This is a genomic window from Rahnella sp. 1L-D-7-B-C2, assembly GCF_057290995.1.
In genome coordinates this window covers 286131-302376 of record NZ_JBXAVQ010000003.1, presented here as the reverse complement: position 1 = coordinate 302376, position 16246 = coordinate 286131, and the positions used below count along the sequence as shown (strand labels likewise).

Here is a 16246-nt window from a genome sequence, read left to right as displayed (position 1 = left end):
ATTTCAGCGCGGAACGTGTTAAATATGTTGAAATGAAATGTGTATTTGTGTAAATAAAAGTGTCAAACATAATTGATAATCATTTTCATTTAATTGTTCTACTTATCCTGGGAAACTGACTTTCATGGCTGCACATACCTTTACTCTGCGCTCGCTTGCCTGCGCGTTGTCCTTTGCCACGCTGGCGCTCAGTGCGTCTGCTGAGGCAGAAATCAAAACGATCACCGATGTTATTGGCCGTCAGGTAAACGTTGATCTGCCTGCGAAACGTGTCGTGGTGGGCTTTTACTTTGAAGATTACATGTCGGTCGGCGGCGAAAAAGCCTATGACTCGGTAGTCGGTATCTCACGCGAAGCGTGGGAAGGCTGGGTACCGGCTAACTGGGAAATGCACGTCGCGCATCGCCCTTCACTGAAAAACATTTCCGACGTGGGAGAAGTTGAAGCACAAAGTTTCTCGGTCGAGAAATTGCTCAGCTTGAATCCGGATTTGCTGGTGCTGGCTGACTGGCAGTTTAAGGCGCTGGGGCTGGATGTGGAACGTATTGAGAAGCAGGGCATTCCGGTGGTGGTGATCGATTACAACGCACAAACCGTGGAACGCCATGTGGCCTCGACCCGCGTGCTGGGTACGTTGACCGGGCAAGAAGCGCGTGCGAAAGAAATGGCCGATCTGTATGCGTCATCGTTGAAAGACGTCTCTGAACGCATTGCCGCTTCCGGCAAAGCGAAGTCAAAAGTGTATGTAGAATTTGGCAACAAAGGCCCGGAAGAATATTCCTTCACCTATGGCAAAAATATGTGGGGCGCTATGGCGACCGCGGCGGGCGGCGACAACATTGCTGCGCCGTTCGTTGAGTGGTGGGGGCCGATTAACCCTGAGCAGGTACTGGCCTCTAAGCCTGACGTGATCTTCATTTCTGGCCGTGAGAACAATAAGAATTCATCTGCGCTGCCGATGGGCGTGGGCATCAGCAAAGCCGATGCGCGTGAAAAACTGAAAGGTTTTGAGAATCGTCGCGGTTGGGCGGAGTTACCTGCGGTCAAAAACGGTCAGTTATACGGTGTTTATCAGGGCGCATCCCGCACGATTTCTGATTTCGCGATGGTGCAGTACATGGCGAAACAGCTTTATCCGGCGCAGTTTAAAGATATGGATCCGCTGGCGAACTACCTTAATTTCTACAAAAAATATCTCCCTGTGACGCCACAAGGCACGTTTGTGGTTGGTCTGAAAGACTGATTCTGATTTTGTGTCGTACCGAAAAGCGCTGCCTCTGAGCAGCGCTTCTTTCGTTTTTTGAAAGGGGATTTTGATGACTATTTCTGCCGACCGTAGTGAGGCGATTATCGCTCATCGCTCGCGGGAACGTAAGCGCTGGCGCTACGTGGTGTTATTTCTGCTGATTACTGCCGTGAGTCTGGTATTCGATATCGCCACCGGCCCGTCGATGTTGTCGCCTTCTGAAGTCATCCGCTCACTGACCGGCTTCGGCGAACGCGCGGCGATGACCGACGCCATTGTGCGTGAATTCCGCTTACCCATGGCGCTGATGGCACTGGTGGTGGGCGCCGCACTGGGCGCGGGGGGCGCGCAGATGCAGACATTGCTGAACAACCCGATGGCCAGCCCGTATACGCTCGGCATGGCAGCGGCGGCCGGTTTCGGGGCGGCGCTGAGCCTGGCGTTTGGCGGATTCGGCCTGCACCCGATGATTTCCGTGCCGATTGGCGCGTTTATCTTTTCAATGTTTGCCGCGCTGTTTCTCTTCATGCTGGCCTCAATACGCACGGTCAGAACCGAGACCATCATTCTTGGCGGCATTGCGCTGCTGTTTCTTTTCCAGTCGCTGCTGTCATTGATTCAGTTTTTGTCATCGCCAGAGCTCTCACAGCAGATTCTTTTTTGGCTGTTCGGCAGCCTGACCAAAGCGACATGGCCGACGCTGGCGCTGACCGCAGTAGTCACGCTGGTGTGCTGCCTGATGCTGATGGCGGATTCATGGAAACTGGCGGCACTGCGCATGGGAGAAATGCGGGCGCTGAGCCTTGGCGTCAACGTTCGGCAGCTGCGGATGAAAATTCTGATTATCGTGGCGGTGATGACGGCGACGGCGACCAGCTTCGTCGGTGTCATCGGTTTTATCGGACTGGTCGCACCGCACATTGCCCGCATGGTGGTGGGCGAAGATCAGCGTTTCTCCCTGCCGATGTCGGTGCTGGCTGGAGCGCTGATGCTTTCAGCGGCGTCGGTGTTGTCGAAATCGATCGTTCCCGGCGCGTTATTCCCGGTGGGTATTGTGACGGCGATTGTCGGCGTGCCGTTCTTGCTTTGGCTGATCTTTGCGCCGCGCCGGAGAACCTTATGATTGAGCTTGTAAACGTCGGTATTCACCGGCAGGGGCGCAGCATTCTCGGCGGAGTTAGTACGCAACTGGATGCGGGTAAAATTCACGTCATTATCGGCCCGAACGGCACGGGAAAAACCACGCTGCTGAACGCCATGTTTGGTGAACTGGCGTTGGCAGAAGGGCAGATAAAGTTTGGCGATCAACACTTATTGCCGGGGAAAGTGCGTGGTAAATTGCTACATGGCTGGCGCGACACAATTGCCTATCTGCCGCAGGACACCACTGCCGATATCGATCTGACGGCGTTGGAAGTGGTGGTGCTCGGTCGGCTTGGTAAGCTTTCATTGCACATTGACGATGATACGCTGGATGCCGCGATGCAGCGGCTTGAACAGGCGGGCATCGCGCATCTGGCTGGCCGTGAAATTGCTTCGCTGAGCGGCGGGCAGCGGCAGATGGTGTTATTTGCACAGGTGATGACGCGCGAACCGAAAGCGATGTTGCTGGACGAACCGGTCAGCGCGCTGGATCTGAAGCATCAAATTTCATTACTGAATCTGGTACGACGTGAAACCCGCTCACGGGGTTGGGTCACGGTGATCGTGCTGCACGATCTCAATCTGGCCTGTCAGTATGCCGATAACTTACTGGTGGTCGCACAGGGCAAAATTCAGGCAGCGGGCACGCCGCGTGAGGTCATCACAGCAGAACTGATCGCCCAAACCTATGGCGTTGAAGTGGAGGTGTTGCAGGACCGTCTGGGCAATCCGGTGATTCAGCCGGTAAGCGGAGGGTAAGGGGGCCACCTGGACAAACGGAAAACATCCTACGCCAAGCCTGTTTTTTGTACAGGCTACTATTCACTGAGCGTAATGCGCGGTATTTATCCTGTACCAGTTTGAGGTTTGTTCTCCAGAGATAATCCCCGCTCAGGTTGATATGTACCCATCCCAGCAGTGGCAGATGGGTAATCAGTTGCTCATTAATCGGGATCTCTTTCCCTCTCAAAGAATCTTTGACTCTTTCTATTCTCAGGGTTAAAGCGGCAAATACATCGCCGGATAATGATATTTATCCGGTGAATTGATCTGTTTAAAAGATCTTATTCCCCCTGCCAAACCAATAAAACTTTATATACACAATGTCGAAGGGGCTGCGAAAGTATTTTCTTTCACTTGTTGATGCAGCCTCCTGAAACTCCTGTCAGTCAATGTTGTTATCGGGAAAATGACTAAGCACTCAGTGTTGGCTTCGTTCGGGAATGTCCGAATGAAATTCCAAAAGCAAGCAGGCCAGCCACCGCAGCAAAACTAAATAACCCAGTGCTGCCAGCGTGCGACCAGAGAAGACTTCCCATTACTGCCCCAAGAGCCATACCGACCATAGCCCCCGTCATCAACAGGCCATTTGTTCTGCTCCGCGAATCCTGTCCAATACCAGTTACAATAATCTGATGTGAAACAAGCCCGGCTTGTGCGCCAAGATCAAACAGCACGGCTCCAACAATCAACGCCCAGATACTGGGTGGCAGAGCCAGTAACCCGACAAAGGATAAAATGACCAGAATGCAGCCAAAACGTATCACCGGAAGCGGACCCTTTCTGTCGGTGTATTTACCAAAAACTGGGGCCGCTAATGCACCCGCGGCTCCGGCAATACCAAAACTCCCCGCAACAGCAGGCCCGAAATGAAAAGGTTCAGCAGTCAGTACGAAAGCCAGACAAGACCAGAATGCACCCAGTGTTGCGCCAAGGCATGCCTGTGTCATGACGGAAATCCGCAGAACACGATGTGTTCGCCAAAGAGTCCATAAGCTGGACATCAGGCGACTGTATTTCTGGTGCTCGCCCGTGTGCCTTTGCTCAGGGAGCATAAATCTGACAATAACCAGAACAATGAGCATTAAAAACGATGCCAGATACTGCATTTCACGCCAGCCCAGGAGCTGGGAGATCCACCCACCCAGCGTTCGGGACAGCAAGATGCCCGTCAGAAGACCGGTCGTTACTATTCCCACCAGATGGCCACGTTTATTGTCGGGTGCCAGCTGTGCGGCGATCGGGATAAAATCCTGTCCAATGCTACCCAGCAATCCGACCACCATACTTGCGATCACCAACAGCATGAACGAATGTGCGCTTGCGGCCATGGTCAATGCTGCAAGAAGGAGTATTGCTTTCACTGTAACGAGTTTTCGCCGGGGAAGAATATCGCCTAAAGGAGCCAGAAGTAACATACCCAGCCCGTAACAAATTTGAGTCGCGGCAGCAAGCCACCCTGCTGCATCCGGGCTGACACCAAACTCATTCTGGATCAGGGAAAGACCCGGTTGAAGGTAATAGACATTGGCAACGCCTAATCCTGAGCAGACAGCGAGACAAAAGAAAAGCCATATCGACGGGTTTGCTTTTACTTCTGATGAGGAAATCATAAAGCCTCTCTTTCACTAATAAGGGCGAAAAATTGCGTAAACATGATATGTATTGTTTCGATTGCTGAAATATCATCCAGTTATACAGTTACAGTGGATTTTCTACCCGCGACGATAAATAAGAATGCCAGTACGGAAAAAATGATACTGCTCAGTACAAGAGAATGCGTTCCAAAGCGGGAGATAAACCACCCACCTGCCAGCGAGCCAATAGTTATTCCTAAGTTAGAAAAAGAGATATACAGGCTGTTGGCAAATTCCGGGGCTCGGCTTGCTTCACGCATTAACCACGTCTGACTAATTAGTAATCCTGAGGAATGAAAAGCACCCCATATAACAATCAGTCCACACATGAGCATGGCGGAATGTCCGTACTCCCAGACGAGGAGAAAAATCAGGATATAAAATAATGGATACAACAATGTTGTTCTGACAGTATTTTTCTGTAAAAAAACACTAAATATAAAGTTACCTATCAGCCCAAATACACCAAATGCCACCAGCATAGCGCTGATATAATTATTATTCAGGTGGGTAATGGCTGACAGATAATCTGCTATATAGCTGAAACTTGAGAACATGGCAGAGAAAACAAAAGTCACCATCATGAGGGCAAGCCAGACCGTCTTGCTTCGTAAGATACTTAACTGGCTCGAGAAAGAGAGACGGTTGGTTGTCGGCATCGATGGCACGTAAAAAAGAATACCCAACAGTGCAACAAAACACGCCGCTGCTGAGAACAGAAAAGCGGCACTGAGGCTGAGGTTCTCTGCAATCAGGGTGCTAAGAGGAACGCCTATTACCAGGCCGACTGCAACACCGGCGAAGACTTTCGCTGCCGCGCCAGCACTTTTCTCTTTGGGAACCGAACGGGTTGCTGTTACCAGGGCGACAGCAAAGAAAACAGCGTGGAACAGTGCAGGAATAATTCTGAATACAATCATCAGATTTAATGCATCCGTCACTGCGTACATTAAATTAGAAAATACAAATACAGCGAGTATAGAGACCAGAACTTTTTTCTTATCAAACCGTGAAAGCAACAGAGTAATGAAGGGACCAGAAATAGCCACAACAATGGCATAGATGCTGACCAGAAAACCGACCTGCGTGGGGGTTACATGCAACGTCTTCACAAGTTCAGGGAGTAAACCGATTATTCCTAACTCTGTCGTAATAACCCCAAATACGGCCAGTGACAGTGCGAGAAGCAATAATTTATTATTTTGCATGGCGATTTTTTTGTAACCCGTTTATATAAGAAATGGATTTTTAGCGAATGAAATCCCTCACCAGAATTGATGTGTTGAAGAATTTCATTGAAACTGAATGTTCTTTTATGACTTACAAAGAATTATAAGGAGGGTAGTCAATATAACCTGTTGCATACTGTCCGTAAAAGGTATCCCAATCCGCATCAGCGATAGGCCAGTTGTTTTTTAATCTGGCGACGAGATCTGGATTACTGATATAAGGAACACCAAACGCAGCAAGATCAATGATATTGTTATTCACCATATCTTCAGCAATAGTCCGTGTCAGACCTCCTGCCAGTATTAGTGCAGTATCTGGTAAGAAACGTTTGAACGTTTCCAGCAGTGCAAAGAAATTGTCAGGATTGCTCTGCTCAGAACCATTATCTATACGTTTAAATCCGGTCTGATTCATAATGTGGACATATGCTAGCTTGCGTTGGCCGATAGCTTTAACAAGTGCTGAATAGGTTTCATCGATCTCATCATACAGTGGCATATCAAAAAGTTGACCATAGGGTGAAAGGCGGATAGCTGTGCGTTCTGCACCAATAGCACTCGATATGGTATCAATGACTTCGGTAGTAAAGCGCAGTCGATCCTTCAGGGATTTTGCTGAGTATCGATCTGTACGGTCATTGACCACGGGGTTAAGGAACTGCTCATGTAGATAGCCATTTGCACCGTGAATTTCCACGCCGTCAAAGCCGGCTTTAATGGCATTCTCTGCGGCTCTCGCAAACTGTCTGATGACATCCTCTACCTCACCGGTGGTTAACTGGCGGGGGGCCGCAGCTGGAACCAGACCAGGTTTACCATTCTGGTCATATCCATACGCCATTGCGCCTTTGGCGGATTTTGATGTTGCGCTTACTGGCTGGGCATTATCGAACTGGATGGAGGGATGAGAAACGCGGCCGACATGCCATAGCTGAGCAAAAATTTTACTGCCAACGGCATGAACGGAATCTGTCGTCAGACGCCAGCCTGCAATCTGAGCATCGGTATAAATCCCCGGATTGAACAGATAGCCCTGACCCTGGCGGGAAACGGGCGTACCTTCACTGACAATCAGACCGGCTGTCGCACGTTGTGTGTAATACAGTGCGGTCTGTTCATTCGCAATGTCATTGACTGCGCGAGCACGTGTCATCGGTGCCATTACGATGCGGTTCTGCAACATCGCACCAGAAAGATTAAACGGTTCAAATAACGTTTTCATGTTGTGTCCATATGCCAGAAGTTAATATCAATGCATCTCATAAAAGGTGCTCACTGTAGATGTCAGCAAGTTTATAAGGTTGCAGTAATAGTAACAATGACATGATATTGCATATCACTATTGCTATTATTGCATTCATAAATCATGCTCAGATCTTTATGAGATTTTGTGGGGTCGACAATGGACTTAAAAGGCTTACGTTACTTTTTAAAAGCAGCGGAAACCGGCAGTTTTCTTGAAACCGCGCGGATATTCAACACGCCAGCATCCTCCGTATCGCGGTATATCTCTTCACTGGAGAAGGATCTCGGCCATCAGATGTTCTACCGAAGCACCCGGGCAATAAGATTGACTGAGGAAGGTGCGCGTTTCAGGTTGCAGGCCAACGAAGCGCTTGAATTGCTGGACAGTGCCGTTGGTGAACTTGCCCTCAGAGATGAACAAATCCACGGCCAACTCAGTATAAATGCGCCGGAAGCTTTGGGCCGACTGCATGTTGCCGGTGTGCTAAATAAACTACAGGAGCGGTATCCTGATCTGTCCGTTGAGCTGACACTGACTGATACCTACATCGATCCGGTACGTGAAGGCGCAGATATCACTATTCGGGTTGGCCCGCTAATTGACTCAGGGCTTATTGGCAAAGTAATCGCATCGCAGCGCTATATTCTGGCCGCCAGTCCTGCTTATCTCGACAGATATGGTGTACCCGCCCGTCCATTGGATTTACTGAGGCATAACTGCCTGCTTTATCGCGGTGTAAGAGGAACACAAAGGTGGTTCTTCCGGCGAAATCAGGATCAGGAATTGAAACAATATGATGTGTCGGGAACGCTGCGCAGTAACAACTCAGAAAGCCTGGTCTCTGCTGCTCTTGCCGCGCGAGGAATTGTGCTTTTACCGACCTGGATGTTTCAACCTGAGAGTTTTGCTGAGAATCAGCTTGTGAGCATCTTGCCGGAATGGCAGATGTCCGCCACGGTTCAGGAATCATTTATACAAATTCTTTCTCCAGAAAACCGTTTGCGATCAAGGAAGGTCCGTGAGGTTTCCAGTTTTTTTGTGAACGAATTTGGGACACCACCGTACTGGGATCAGTGGTTCAGCTAAGCGTTTATGAGATGAATACTATTGATATCCGCGCAAAAAATAGTCTTAGGGTAGGATATTTCCCGTTTACCAGACGGACCCCGGTAAGAGAGGGCTTCACGGCGGTGGCAGATCGCGCATCCTTGCGCTGCAAATCCCTTAACTGCCCGACTGTTGCGGGGCAGGGTCATCCTGTAAGTTCTTTTTAAAATGCTTTTCGATCTGTTCCAGCGTTTTGCCCTGGGTTTCGGGGGCAAAAATGATGGCGAATATCCCGCCGCCGACGCCGATGGCAGCGAAGGTGAAGAAGGACATCGTCAGCCCGAAGGTTTCCAGTAGTATCGGGAACATGAACGCTATCGAGAAGTTGGTCATCTGCATGGCGAAGACAGAGACGCCGTTAGCCATACCACGGATGCGCATCGGGAACATCTCCGACAGCAGCAGCCAGGTGACCGGCGACAGCGCGCCCTGCTGGAAGCACAGGAAGATCAGCATCCCGCCTAGCACCAGATAACTGCGCACCAGGTCAGGGTGGCCGTTCACCGTCTCAGGCATCAGCCAGGTGACCAGACCGATAGCCAGCAGCGTACAAGTACACCCGATTTGTCCGGTCAGCAACAGCGGACGGCGACCAAAACGGCTAAGCAACATGATCCCGACAAATGTCATGATGACCGAAATCACACCGTTGGCGATGGTGGCGAGCAGGGCGGCATTGGTGCTCAGACCGGTCGCCTGCAACATCGTTGGCGCATAGAACATGATGGTATTCACACCGGACAACTGCTGAAGCATGGCGATACCAATTCCCAGCGCGACCAGGCGTTTCATCCACACGGAAATCGTTTTCTGGCGGCGGCTGTGCTTTTCACTTTTCGAATCCATCGATTTGCGGATTTCGCCCAGCTCTTTCTCGACGCGGCCTGATTTACGCGTGCGCTCCAGTACATCGCGTGCTTCACGATAGCGGCCATGCATGGCGTACCAGCGCGGCGTATCCGGCAGGAACAGCATTCCCACCCACAGGATCACCGCCGGAACACAGGCAACGCCGAGCATCCAGCGCCAGGTGGTTTCGCCGCCCCAGACTTCGTTTATCGCCGCGTTACTGGTGTATGCGATCAACTGCCCTGAGACGATCATCAGCTCCTGTAACGTAACAAATTGCCACCGGCGGTTAGACGGCACAATTTCGGCGATATAGATCGGCACAATCGCCGCCGCGCCGCCCACCGCCAGCCCCAGGATGAAGCGGAACATGATCATCAGCTCGACGTTCGGCGCCATGGCGCAGCCCAGCGAGCCCATCATGAAAATCAGCGCCATCGCGAGGATGATTTTTTTACGTCCGAAGCGGTCAGCGAAACGCCCGGCAAAGATGGCGCCTACTGCTGAACCGAGGATCAGGAAACTGGTGACCATCCCGGTGGTTAACGATGTCAGATGCAGGTCGTGCTTCATGAACAGCAGCGCACCGGCAATCACGCCGGTATCGTAGCCAAACAGCAAGCCCCCTAATGTCGCAATAAAGGCAATTACTTTCACCAGCGGCTCGGTCGACTGCGGTGCTTTCGCCGCGTCGTTCCCGGTACCGCTGTTTAATTTCTCAGTCACAAATACTCCCTGGATTTCGTTATTGTTGTGGTTATTCATGTGACGCAGATCACACAACAGGTAAATCTAATGCAAGATTGGGATTTTGGTAGGCGAGGAGGGAAATTAATTGCCGGAAAAGCGGTGACTGCGGGTTTTACGGACAAGTCCTACTCAAACGGGGCTGGCAGGCGCGGGAAGTTTACCGCATCACGCTCTGGCGCGGAGAACTGGGTTACACTTCAGGGGATATCTTTTTGGCTCATTTTTTATCCTTTCGGCAGAAAATCAGCGTGATTTCGCGTCAGAGATGTCTGTTTACGCAAGGATAAAGCGTCAGGTTTTGCCTGAAACGGCGCAAACCTATATTCTATCGGCCAATTTACTGAGACAGTTGCAATGAGGTCTATATGATTATCAAACCACGCATCCGTGGCTTTATCTGTGTTACTGCCCATCCTGAAGGTTGTAAGGCAAACGTTAAAGAGCAGATCGATTACGTGACCCGTCAGGGCAAAATCGACGGTGGTCCGAAGAAAGTCCTGGTGATCGGCTCCTCTACCGGCTACGGCCTTGCTGCACGTATCTCCGCTGCTTTCGGCTCCGACGCTGCCACACTGGGCATTTTCTTTGAGCGTGCGGGCGACGAATCCAAAACTGCGACGGCTGGCTGGTACAACTCTGCCGCCTTCGAAGAATTCGCTGAAGAGAAAGGCCTGTATGCCAAAAGCATCAACGGCGACGCGTTCTCTGATGAAGTGAAGCAAAAAACCATCGAGCTGATTAAAGAGGATCTGGGTCAGGTTGATCTGGTGGTTTATAGCCTGGCTGCGCCGCGCCGTACCCATCCGAAAACCGGCGAAGTGTTCAACTCCACGCTCAAACCGATCGGCAAGCAGGTCACCATTCGCGGCCTGAACACCGACAAAGAAACCATCAACGAAACTACGCTGGAACCGGCTTCTCCTGAAGAAATCGCGGGTACTGTCGCGGTTATGGGTGGCGAAGACTGGCAGATGTGGATCGACGATCTGAAAGCCGCCGGTGTGCTGGCTGATGGCGCGAAAACCACTGCGTTCACCTATCTGGGCGAAGAAATCACGCAGGACATCTACTGGAACGGCTCTATCGGCGAAGCGAAAAAGGATCTGGACAAACGCGTTCTGGACATCCGCAGCTCACTGGCTGAGAAAGGCGGCGACGCGCGCGTTTCCGTGCTGAAAGCCGTCGTGACTCAGGCGAGCTCCGCTATTCCTGTAATGCCGCTGTACCTTTCCCTGCTGTTCAAAGTGATGAAAGAGAACGGCACGCACGAAGGGTGTATCGAACAGGTTTACGGTCTGTACAAAGACAGCCTGTACGGCACTTCTCCGCTGCTGGATAAAGAAGGCCGCCTGCGCGCTGACCTGAAAGAAATCACGCCAGAAGTACAGGGCGAAGTCGGCAAACTGTGGGATACCGTCACCAATGAAACGCTGGCCGAACTGACGGATTTCGTCGGTTACAAAAGCGAGTTCATGCGTCTGTTCGGTTTTGGTCTGGACGGCGTCGATTATGCCGCTGACACCAATCCTGATGTGAAAATCAAAAATCTGGTTCAGATGTAATTTGAATTTCAGGTAGCGGATTGATGAAAACCCACTCCCTCCGAAAGGTGGGGGTGGGTTTTTTTTACAGATTTCACTGTCAAATAAATCGCCGGGTTCAGCCAGCACGACCGGACATATTCACCTGAATTTTTCCGATGAATGGCATCTTCTTTTAAAGAAACGTATAATAATTCATTCCCCACACAAGTATAATATATTTGTATTAATAACGGTTATTTATATTAATTACTGATGATATGGGTCTGAGGTTGAATTGACAATCTCGGAGGAATTCTGTTTTCAAAATCCGTAATGCTCATTTAAGAATAGCTAAATAACGCAGGTCGATTATCCTAATTCATTGATAACTCATTTTTAGTGAATGAAAAATAATAAGTAAAATATAATTAAAATTCAAGGTATTAACGACGGATGAGATAATGCAAGCAGGTTATCTGACTCTCAAATAGCGCTGGTGGATATTTCTGGAAGTGGAAAACTATTATCCCGGCGTCATAATTTGAATAACATTGATGAGCAAAATACATCGAGAGTATCCATAGGCAATGAAGTAATTATTTGTTTCGAAGCAACTAAAGGTAAAAAACCAATCATGCGATTTATAGAAAGAAATCCACGCGGTGCGAAAGCGCTCACTTTATTTTTACATGAAGATAGAGAGCAACCGCCTGAAGATGATCAATATGCAATGAATTTTTCGTTAATCACGCAGGACAGAAATAGTGTTGCGGACGGGCGTTGTTCCGTCGACAGTGAATCAGAAAGCGAAACTTTTTTACACATCTCTGCAATTTATGTCGAAGGTCATACCAATACACCAACCAAGCAGAATCCCAATCAGTACGCTGGATTGGGGCAAATCTTGGTTTTTGCCGCGGTTAAATTTGGATTTGAACATAATGTCAGATTGGCAAGACTTGCACCGCTTGATGGAAGTGAAGGATTCTATTTAAAAATGGGTCTTCATCCCGAGGTGAGAGGCAAACCCAACAGAATGACTGCCAGAGACTCTGTACTGCAGTCCCACAATGGGAAGTTAAACCCTGACTGGGTGCGTGGGTTTGAAAAATCATCATTTCTCAATCACGATTTTCGAGGCCCAACCTGGACTGGCAGCATTCCCGATATTTATCGGCGTTTGCGAGCAAATATTCTGAGCTCATGGTTAATTGTTGAATGAGTCGGGAAAAGCGGACTGAAGGCTGGAGACCACATTTCCATCGTTGATAAAAGGGCGCTCCTGCGCCCCTTATCAACCTAAACCCTGTTCGCCGCACGCGGATTGCGTTGCATCAGCTCATGGGTAAAGGGATGGAAATACCGGCTTGGCCAGATGACGCTCGGATGAATGCCCAGCGCCTGACCAATAATGATTTCACCCTTAGGCCAGGGTCTTGCGAGCGCATTCGACAGCGTCGAGGAGCTCAGACCGGCGGCGCGGGAAACGGCGGCCAGCGTTGTGCCTTTTTTGCGTAATGCGGCAATGATATCGGCCTGATGCCAGTCGTGATTATTCATCATGAAGTGCTCCTGTTTTTGAATGTGCAGGAACATCGGTGCAGAAGGGCAGAAAAGTCGGGCTATGTGATAGTTTCATTTTTTGGCACTCTAACGTGTGAATAAACCCACCGAAAGAGCTGCGAAACTCTTATTGGTGGTAGCTCAGACAAGGTTCGCAGTACCGGCACACGTTAGAAACCCGGCCAACCCAAAGGTTGCCCTGCCTGAGCTGCCATTGAATGTGCAAACACGATATCCATGTTTGACAGGTACAGCGAGGCTCAACACATAATTATTACATATGTGTTTCTAACGTGGTATTCAGGCTGCGAAACCCGGCTGCGGATTTTGCCGCTGCGGGCGCACTATAGCGTAAGACAGGGAGGTAAACCAACAGGCTACATGCGGAATTGAGGTTTGCTTTCCAGAGAAAGTGTATGCGTTGCATTGGGTTACATTGAAAGAAACCACTCCCGCTGAAAAGTGAGAGTGGTTTTTTGTATTTCGTTACGGCTAAGCTGAAACATCAGTCATAAGCCGCTTTCTGATTGATATGGTAGAAGGTCGCGGTGGCGGCCATGACGTGCTGATCTTCTTTGCCCGGTTTGTGCGATTCCACATTGGTAATGTGATAACCGGCAGCCCCTGCATCTAACGCTTTTTTAACAAATGCGTTGTTGAGTTCTTCCATGGAGGTTGCCCAGGAAACCGTGGTCACGCCGACGGCTTGCAGCGAGGCGATTTCACGATGCGATAATCCTGTGCGAACCAAAACAGGCGTAACCGTCTTGGGGTAGAATATGGATATGATATCGTTCACTAAGTTTTTCATGGATTTACCCCTCATCAGGTCAAGTTCTACATCGGAGTGTCAGAGAATGCTGTAAATAAACGAGACTGATGGCCAATCTGATTTATTCACCGGCACCGTTCCAATAGACACCCATTTTTGTTTCGACCTTTAGCTTTAATTGCTAATTAGTTGTTAAGAAAACTTCCGCCATAATTAACGCAGTTTTTCATGAAGATATTTGCAGTTGGTTACAGGTCAGGTGTTTTTGACATGCGTATATCTGCGCCCAAATTTTATTGGATAACGTCTCTAAAATGCCGTGTCATGAATACAAAAGCCGCCTCAGGAAACCAAGGCGGCTTTTTTGTTTTACACAGAACTCGTGGGGGCTTTCCCGTGGTCATGGTTTAGTCTGCTTATGAGAAATCCCGGTTGAATATAACCAGATTGCAGTAAGGGCAGACAAATTTGTAAATGCCTGGTTTAACCAATCAGCTTCCCCAGCGGCTTTTCAAATAATGTACTGCCTGCTGGGTCTGCGGCTGATTCAGATAGTTTTCACGAAACAGAATGGTGCCGTTAATTTGCGGGACGGATTCATTCATATCCAGCTGCTTTTTCAGCTCCGGAACGCCGCCGTTCACCATCCAGTCCGGTTCATTTTTTGACGGCTCGCCAACTTTATACAGCGCAATCCCGATATACAGACGTGTGTGAGTGGGTTTCACCACTTCCGCCCACCAATGGGCTAATACGTCATAACGGGCGGCCTGACGCGAGAAGGGCCAGTAGAGCTGCGGGGCGATGTAATCGAGCAGGCCTTGCTGCACCCAACGGCGGGTATCGGCATAAGATTCATCGTAAGCCGCCGCGCCGCGCGTATCAGAACCCGCCGGATCGTGTGAGGCATTTCGCCACACGCCCGCCGGGCTGACGCCAAATTCGACGTCTGGTTTTATCTGCTTAATGGTGCGCGAAACCTGCTCGATCAGCTGCTGAGTGTTGTGGCGTCGCCAGTCAGCTTTGGATGCAAATCCCTTCCCATATCTCTGAAACGTCAGGTTGTCATTGAGGCTGGATCCGGGCGATTCGGCATAAAAATAGTCATCGAACTGAACGCCGTCAACGGGATAATGCGCGACGACTTCGGCGACGATACTGGTGATCCAGTCCCGTGCTTCGGGAATTCCGGGGTCGAGCACAAAGCGATCGCTGGCGGTGCGGATCCAGTCACGATGCAGCACAAATACGCTGGCCGGATTCAGTGTCAGCGTGTTGTTTAGCTCGGCAACGGTAGAAGGTTTGGTATTGACGGAGACGCGATACGGGTTAAACCACGCGTGGACTTTCATACCGCGCTTATGCGCTTCATCGAGCATAAATTGCAACGGATCGTAGCCCGGATCCTCACCGATTTTGCCGGTCATCATATCGGACCACGGCAAGATTTTTGATGCCCAGAGCGCAGTGCCGTCAGGCTTCACCTGAAAGAACACGGTGTTGATGCCGAGTGTCTTTAGCTTGTCCAGCTTGTCGGTCAGTGCTTTCTTTTGCAGGCTGATGCGCAGGGCAGGGCTGCTGACATTCACCGACGAGACCGGCGGCCAGTCGAGGCGCGACACGGTAGTCAGCCAGACGCCGCGCACCGGTTCCTTGCCGAGCGCAGATTTTCCCGGCGGGGGTTCTATACTGACTGGAGGTCGTGGGGTCACCAGCGATTTCGGCGGTTTGGACGAACAACTGGCCAGCATCATCGCGGCAGCCATCAGTGCGGCACCGGTCTTGACGATTCTTAGATGAGGAAATTTGAGAGAGCAGACGATGGTAGACTCCGATTCTGTAAGTGTGTCGCTCGAAAAGAGCCATTCTCGTAGTATTGGGCATAAAGTCAATGTGTTAGAGGGTTAGCCGCTCACGCTTAAACGGAGATCAAAAATGCTCAGAAAGAAAAGCAATGCCAGACTCGACGAAGACATCTGCGTGCATATCTTCACTGCGTCGGCGGGAATGGTGGGCGTGTGCATCACGGTAATCGGTATTTTTCAGGTGATCACTACCCTCAGGCGCGAAGGCACACTGGGCGATGATCTGCTCGCCATCAACGCCATTTTGTATCTGGCTACCACGATTTTATCCTACTGGGCATTGAGAACCCGCAATCAGCGCCGCAATCTGCTGCTGGAAAAAGTTATCGATATTCTGTTTCTCGTCGCGCTCACCTTTACCACAGTGGTCGCCGGAGTGATTACCTGGGCGATGACCTTTACCTGAAAACGTCAGGACAACATCCCGCAATAAGCCAAATAATCAACGCCTGGCGCCGCCAACGCCGCGATAACGCGCGCGTCCTATATGATTGAAATGACGTCTAAACTTTCTCCAGCCCTTGCCGATAAACCGT

General features: G+C 50.2%; 14 protein-coding genes and 1 pseudogene. 7 read left to right on the top strand and 8 right to left on the bottom strand.

The window, feature by feature from the left end:
- Positions 1-124: 124 nt before the first annotated feature.
- The 3 genes from AC0Z7K_RS07630 to AC0Z7K_RS07620 all read left to right on the top strand — a co-directional run bounded on the left by AC0Z7K_RS07630 (position 125) and on the right by AC0Z7K_RS07620 (position 3148).
- Positions 125-1243: an ABC transporter substrate-binding protein gene (locus AC0Z7K_RS07630; protein ID WP_413530795.1), complete on the top strand. Its 1119-nt coding sequence runs from the start codon at positions 125-127 to the stop codon at positions 1241-1243.
- A gap of 73 nt (positions 1244-1316) precedes the next feature.
- The gene (locus AC0Z7K_RS07625) at positions 1317-2369 is read left to right on the top strand and encodes a FecCD family ABC transporter permease (protein ID WP_485613691.1); all 1053 of its coding nucleotides are present in this window, start codon (positions 1317-1319) and stop codon (positions 2367-2369) included.
- Positions 2366-3148, top strand: a complete 783-nt coding sequence (locus AC0Z7K_RS07620) for an ABC transporter ATP-binding protein (RefSeq protein WP_485613689.1) — start codon at positions 2366-2368, stop codon at positions 3146-3148. Before AC0Z7K_RS07625 ends, AC0Z7K_RS07620 begins: the two co-directional genes overlap by 4 nt.
- Before the next feature lie 37 nt (positions 3149-3185).
- Here AC0Z7K_RS07620 and AC0Z7K_RS07615 read toward each other — a convergent pair.
- The 4 genes and pseudogenes from AC0Z7K_RS07615 to AC0Z7K_RS07600 all read right to left on the bottom strand — a co-directional run.
- A pseudogene (locus AC0Z7K_RS07615) lies at positions 3186-3389 on the bottom strand (hypothetical protein); the annotation flags it as partial.
- A gap of 193 nt (positions 3390-3582) precedes the next feature.
- Entirely contained in the window at positions 3583-4782 is a 1200-nt protein-coding gene (locus AC0Z7K_RS07610) for an MFS transporter (RefSeq protein ID WP_413530798.1), read from the bottom strand.
- An 80-nt stretch (positions 4783-4862) separates the two neighbouring features.
- Complete coding sequence (locus AC0Z7K_RS07605; RefSeq protein WP_485613687.1) at positions 4863-6014, bottom strand: MFS transporter; 1152 nt, start codon at positions 6012-6014, stop codon at positions 4863-4865.
- Between the two features lie 112 nt (positions 6015-6126).
- The gene (locus AC0Z7K_RS07600; RefSeq protein ID WP_485613686.1) at positions 6127-7257 is read right to left on the bottom strand and encodes an alkene reductase; all 1131 of its coding nucleotides are present in this window, start codon (positions 7255-7257) and stop codon (positions 6127-6129) included.
- Between the two features lie 180 nt (positions 7258-7437).
- Here AC0Z7K_RS07600 and AC0Z7K_RS07595 point away from each other — a divergent pair, with 180 nt between their 5' ends.
- Positions 7438-8367: a LysR family transcriptional regulator gene (locus AC0Z7K_RS07595; RefSeq protein WP_413530801.1), complete on the top strand. Its 930-nt coding sequence runs from the start codon at positions 7438-7440 to the stop codon at positions 8365-8367.
- Positions 8368-8505: 138 nt separating this feature from the next.
- On the opposite strand, the gene AC0Z7K_RS07590 is transcribed toward AC0Z7K_RS07595, so the two are convergent.
- The gene (locus AC0Z7K_RS07590) at positions 8506-10002 is read right to left on the bottom strand and encodes a sugar porter family MFS transporter (RefSeq protein ID WP_485613685.1); all 1497 of its coding nucleotides are present in this window, start codon (positions 10000-10002) and stop codon (positions 8506-8508) included.
- 350 nt (positions 10003-10352) lie between these two features.
- On the opposite strand from AC0Z7K_RS07590, the gene fabV reads away from it, so the two are divergent.
- Complete coding sequence (fabV, locus tag AC0Z7K_RS07585; protein WP_485613684.1) at positions 10353-11549, top strand: enoyl-ACP reductase FabV; 1197 nt, start codon at positions 10353-10355, stop codon at positions 11547-11549.
- A gap of 502 nt (positions 11550-12051) precedes the next feature.
- Positions 12052-12732 carry a GNAT family N-acetyltransferase gene (locus AC0Z7K_RS07580; protein ID WP_485613682.1) on the top strand — a complete coding sequence of 227 codons (681 nt, stop codon included), beginning with the start codon at positions 12052-12054 and terminating at the stop codon, positions 12730-12732.
- Between the two features lie 77 nt (positions 12733-12809).
- Here AC0Z7K_RS07580 and AC0Z7K_RS07575 read toward each other — a convergent pair whose 3' ends face one another.
- The 3 genes from AC0Z7K_RS07575 to AC0Z7K_RS07565 form a co-directional block, all read right to left on the bottom strand.
- On the bottom strand, positions 12810-13070 hold the full coding sequence (locus AC0Z7K_RS07575) for a helix-turn-helix domain-containing protein (RefSeq protein ID WP_413530830.1): 261 nt from the start codon (positions 13068-13070) through the stop codon (positions 12810-12812).
- A gap of 508 nt (positions 13071-13578) precedes the next feature.
- Entirely contained in the window at positions 13579-13884 is a 306-nt protein-coding gene (locus AC0Z7K_RS07570) for a YdgH/BhsA/McbA family protein (protein WP_413530805.1), read from the bottom strand.
- 452 nt (positions 13885-14336) lie between these two features.
- A complete protein-coding gene (locus tag AC0Z7K_RS07565) occupies positions 14337-15611 on the bottom strand; it encodes a glycoside hydrolase family 10-like protein (RefSeq protein ID WP_485613680.1) in 1275 nt (424 codons plus the stop codon).
- 169 nt (positions 15612-15780) lie between these two features.
- Here AC0Z7K_RS07565 and AC0Z7K_RS07560 point away from each other — a divergent pair, with 169 nt between their 5' ends.
- Positions 15781-16116: a hypothetical protein gene (locus AC0Z7K_RS07560; RefSeq protein ID WP_413530807.1), complete on the top strand. Its 336-nt coding sequence runs from the start codon at positions 15781-15783 to the stop codon at positions 16114-16116.
- Positions 16117-16246: the final 130 nt, after the last annotated feature.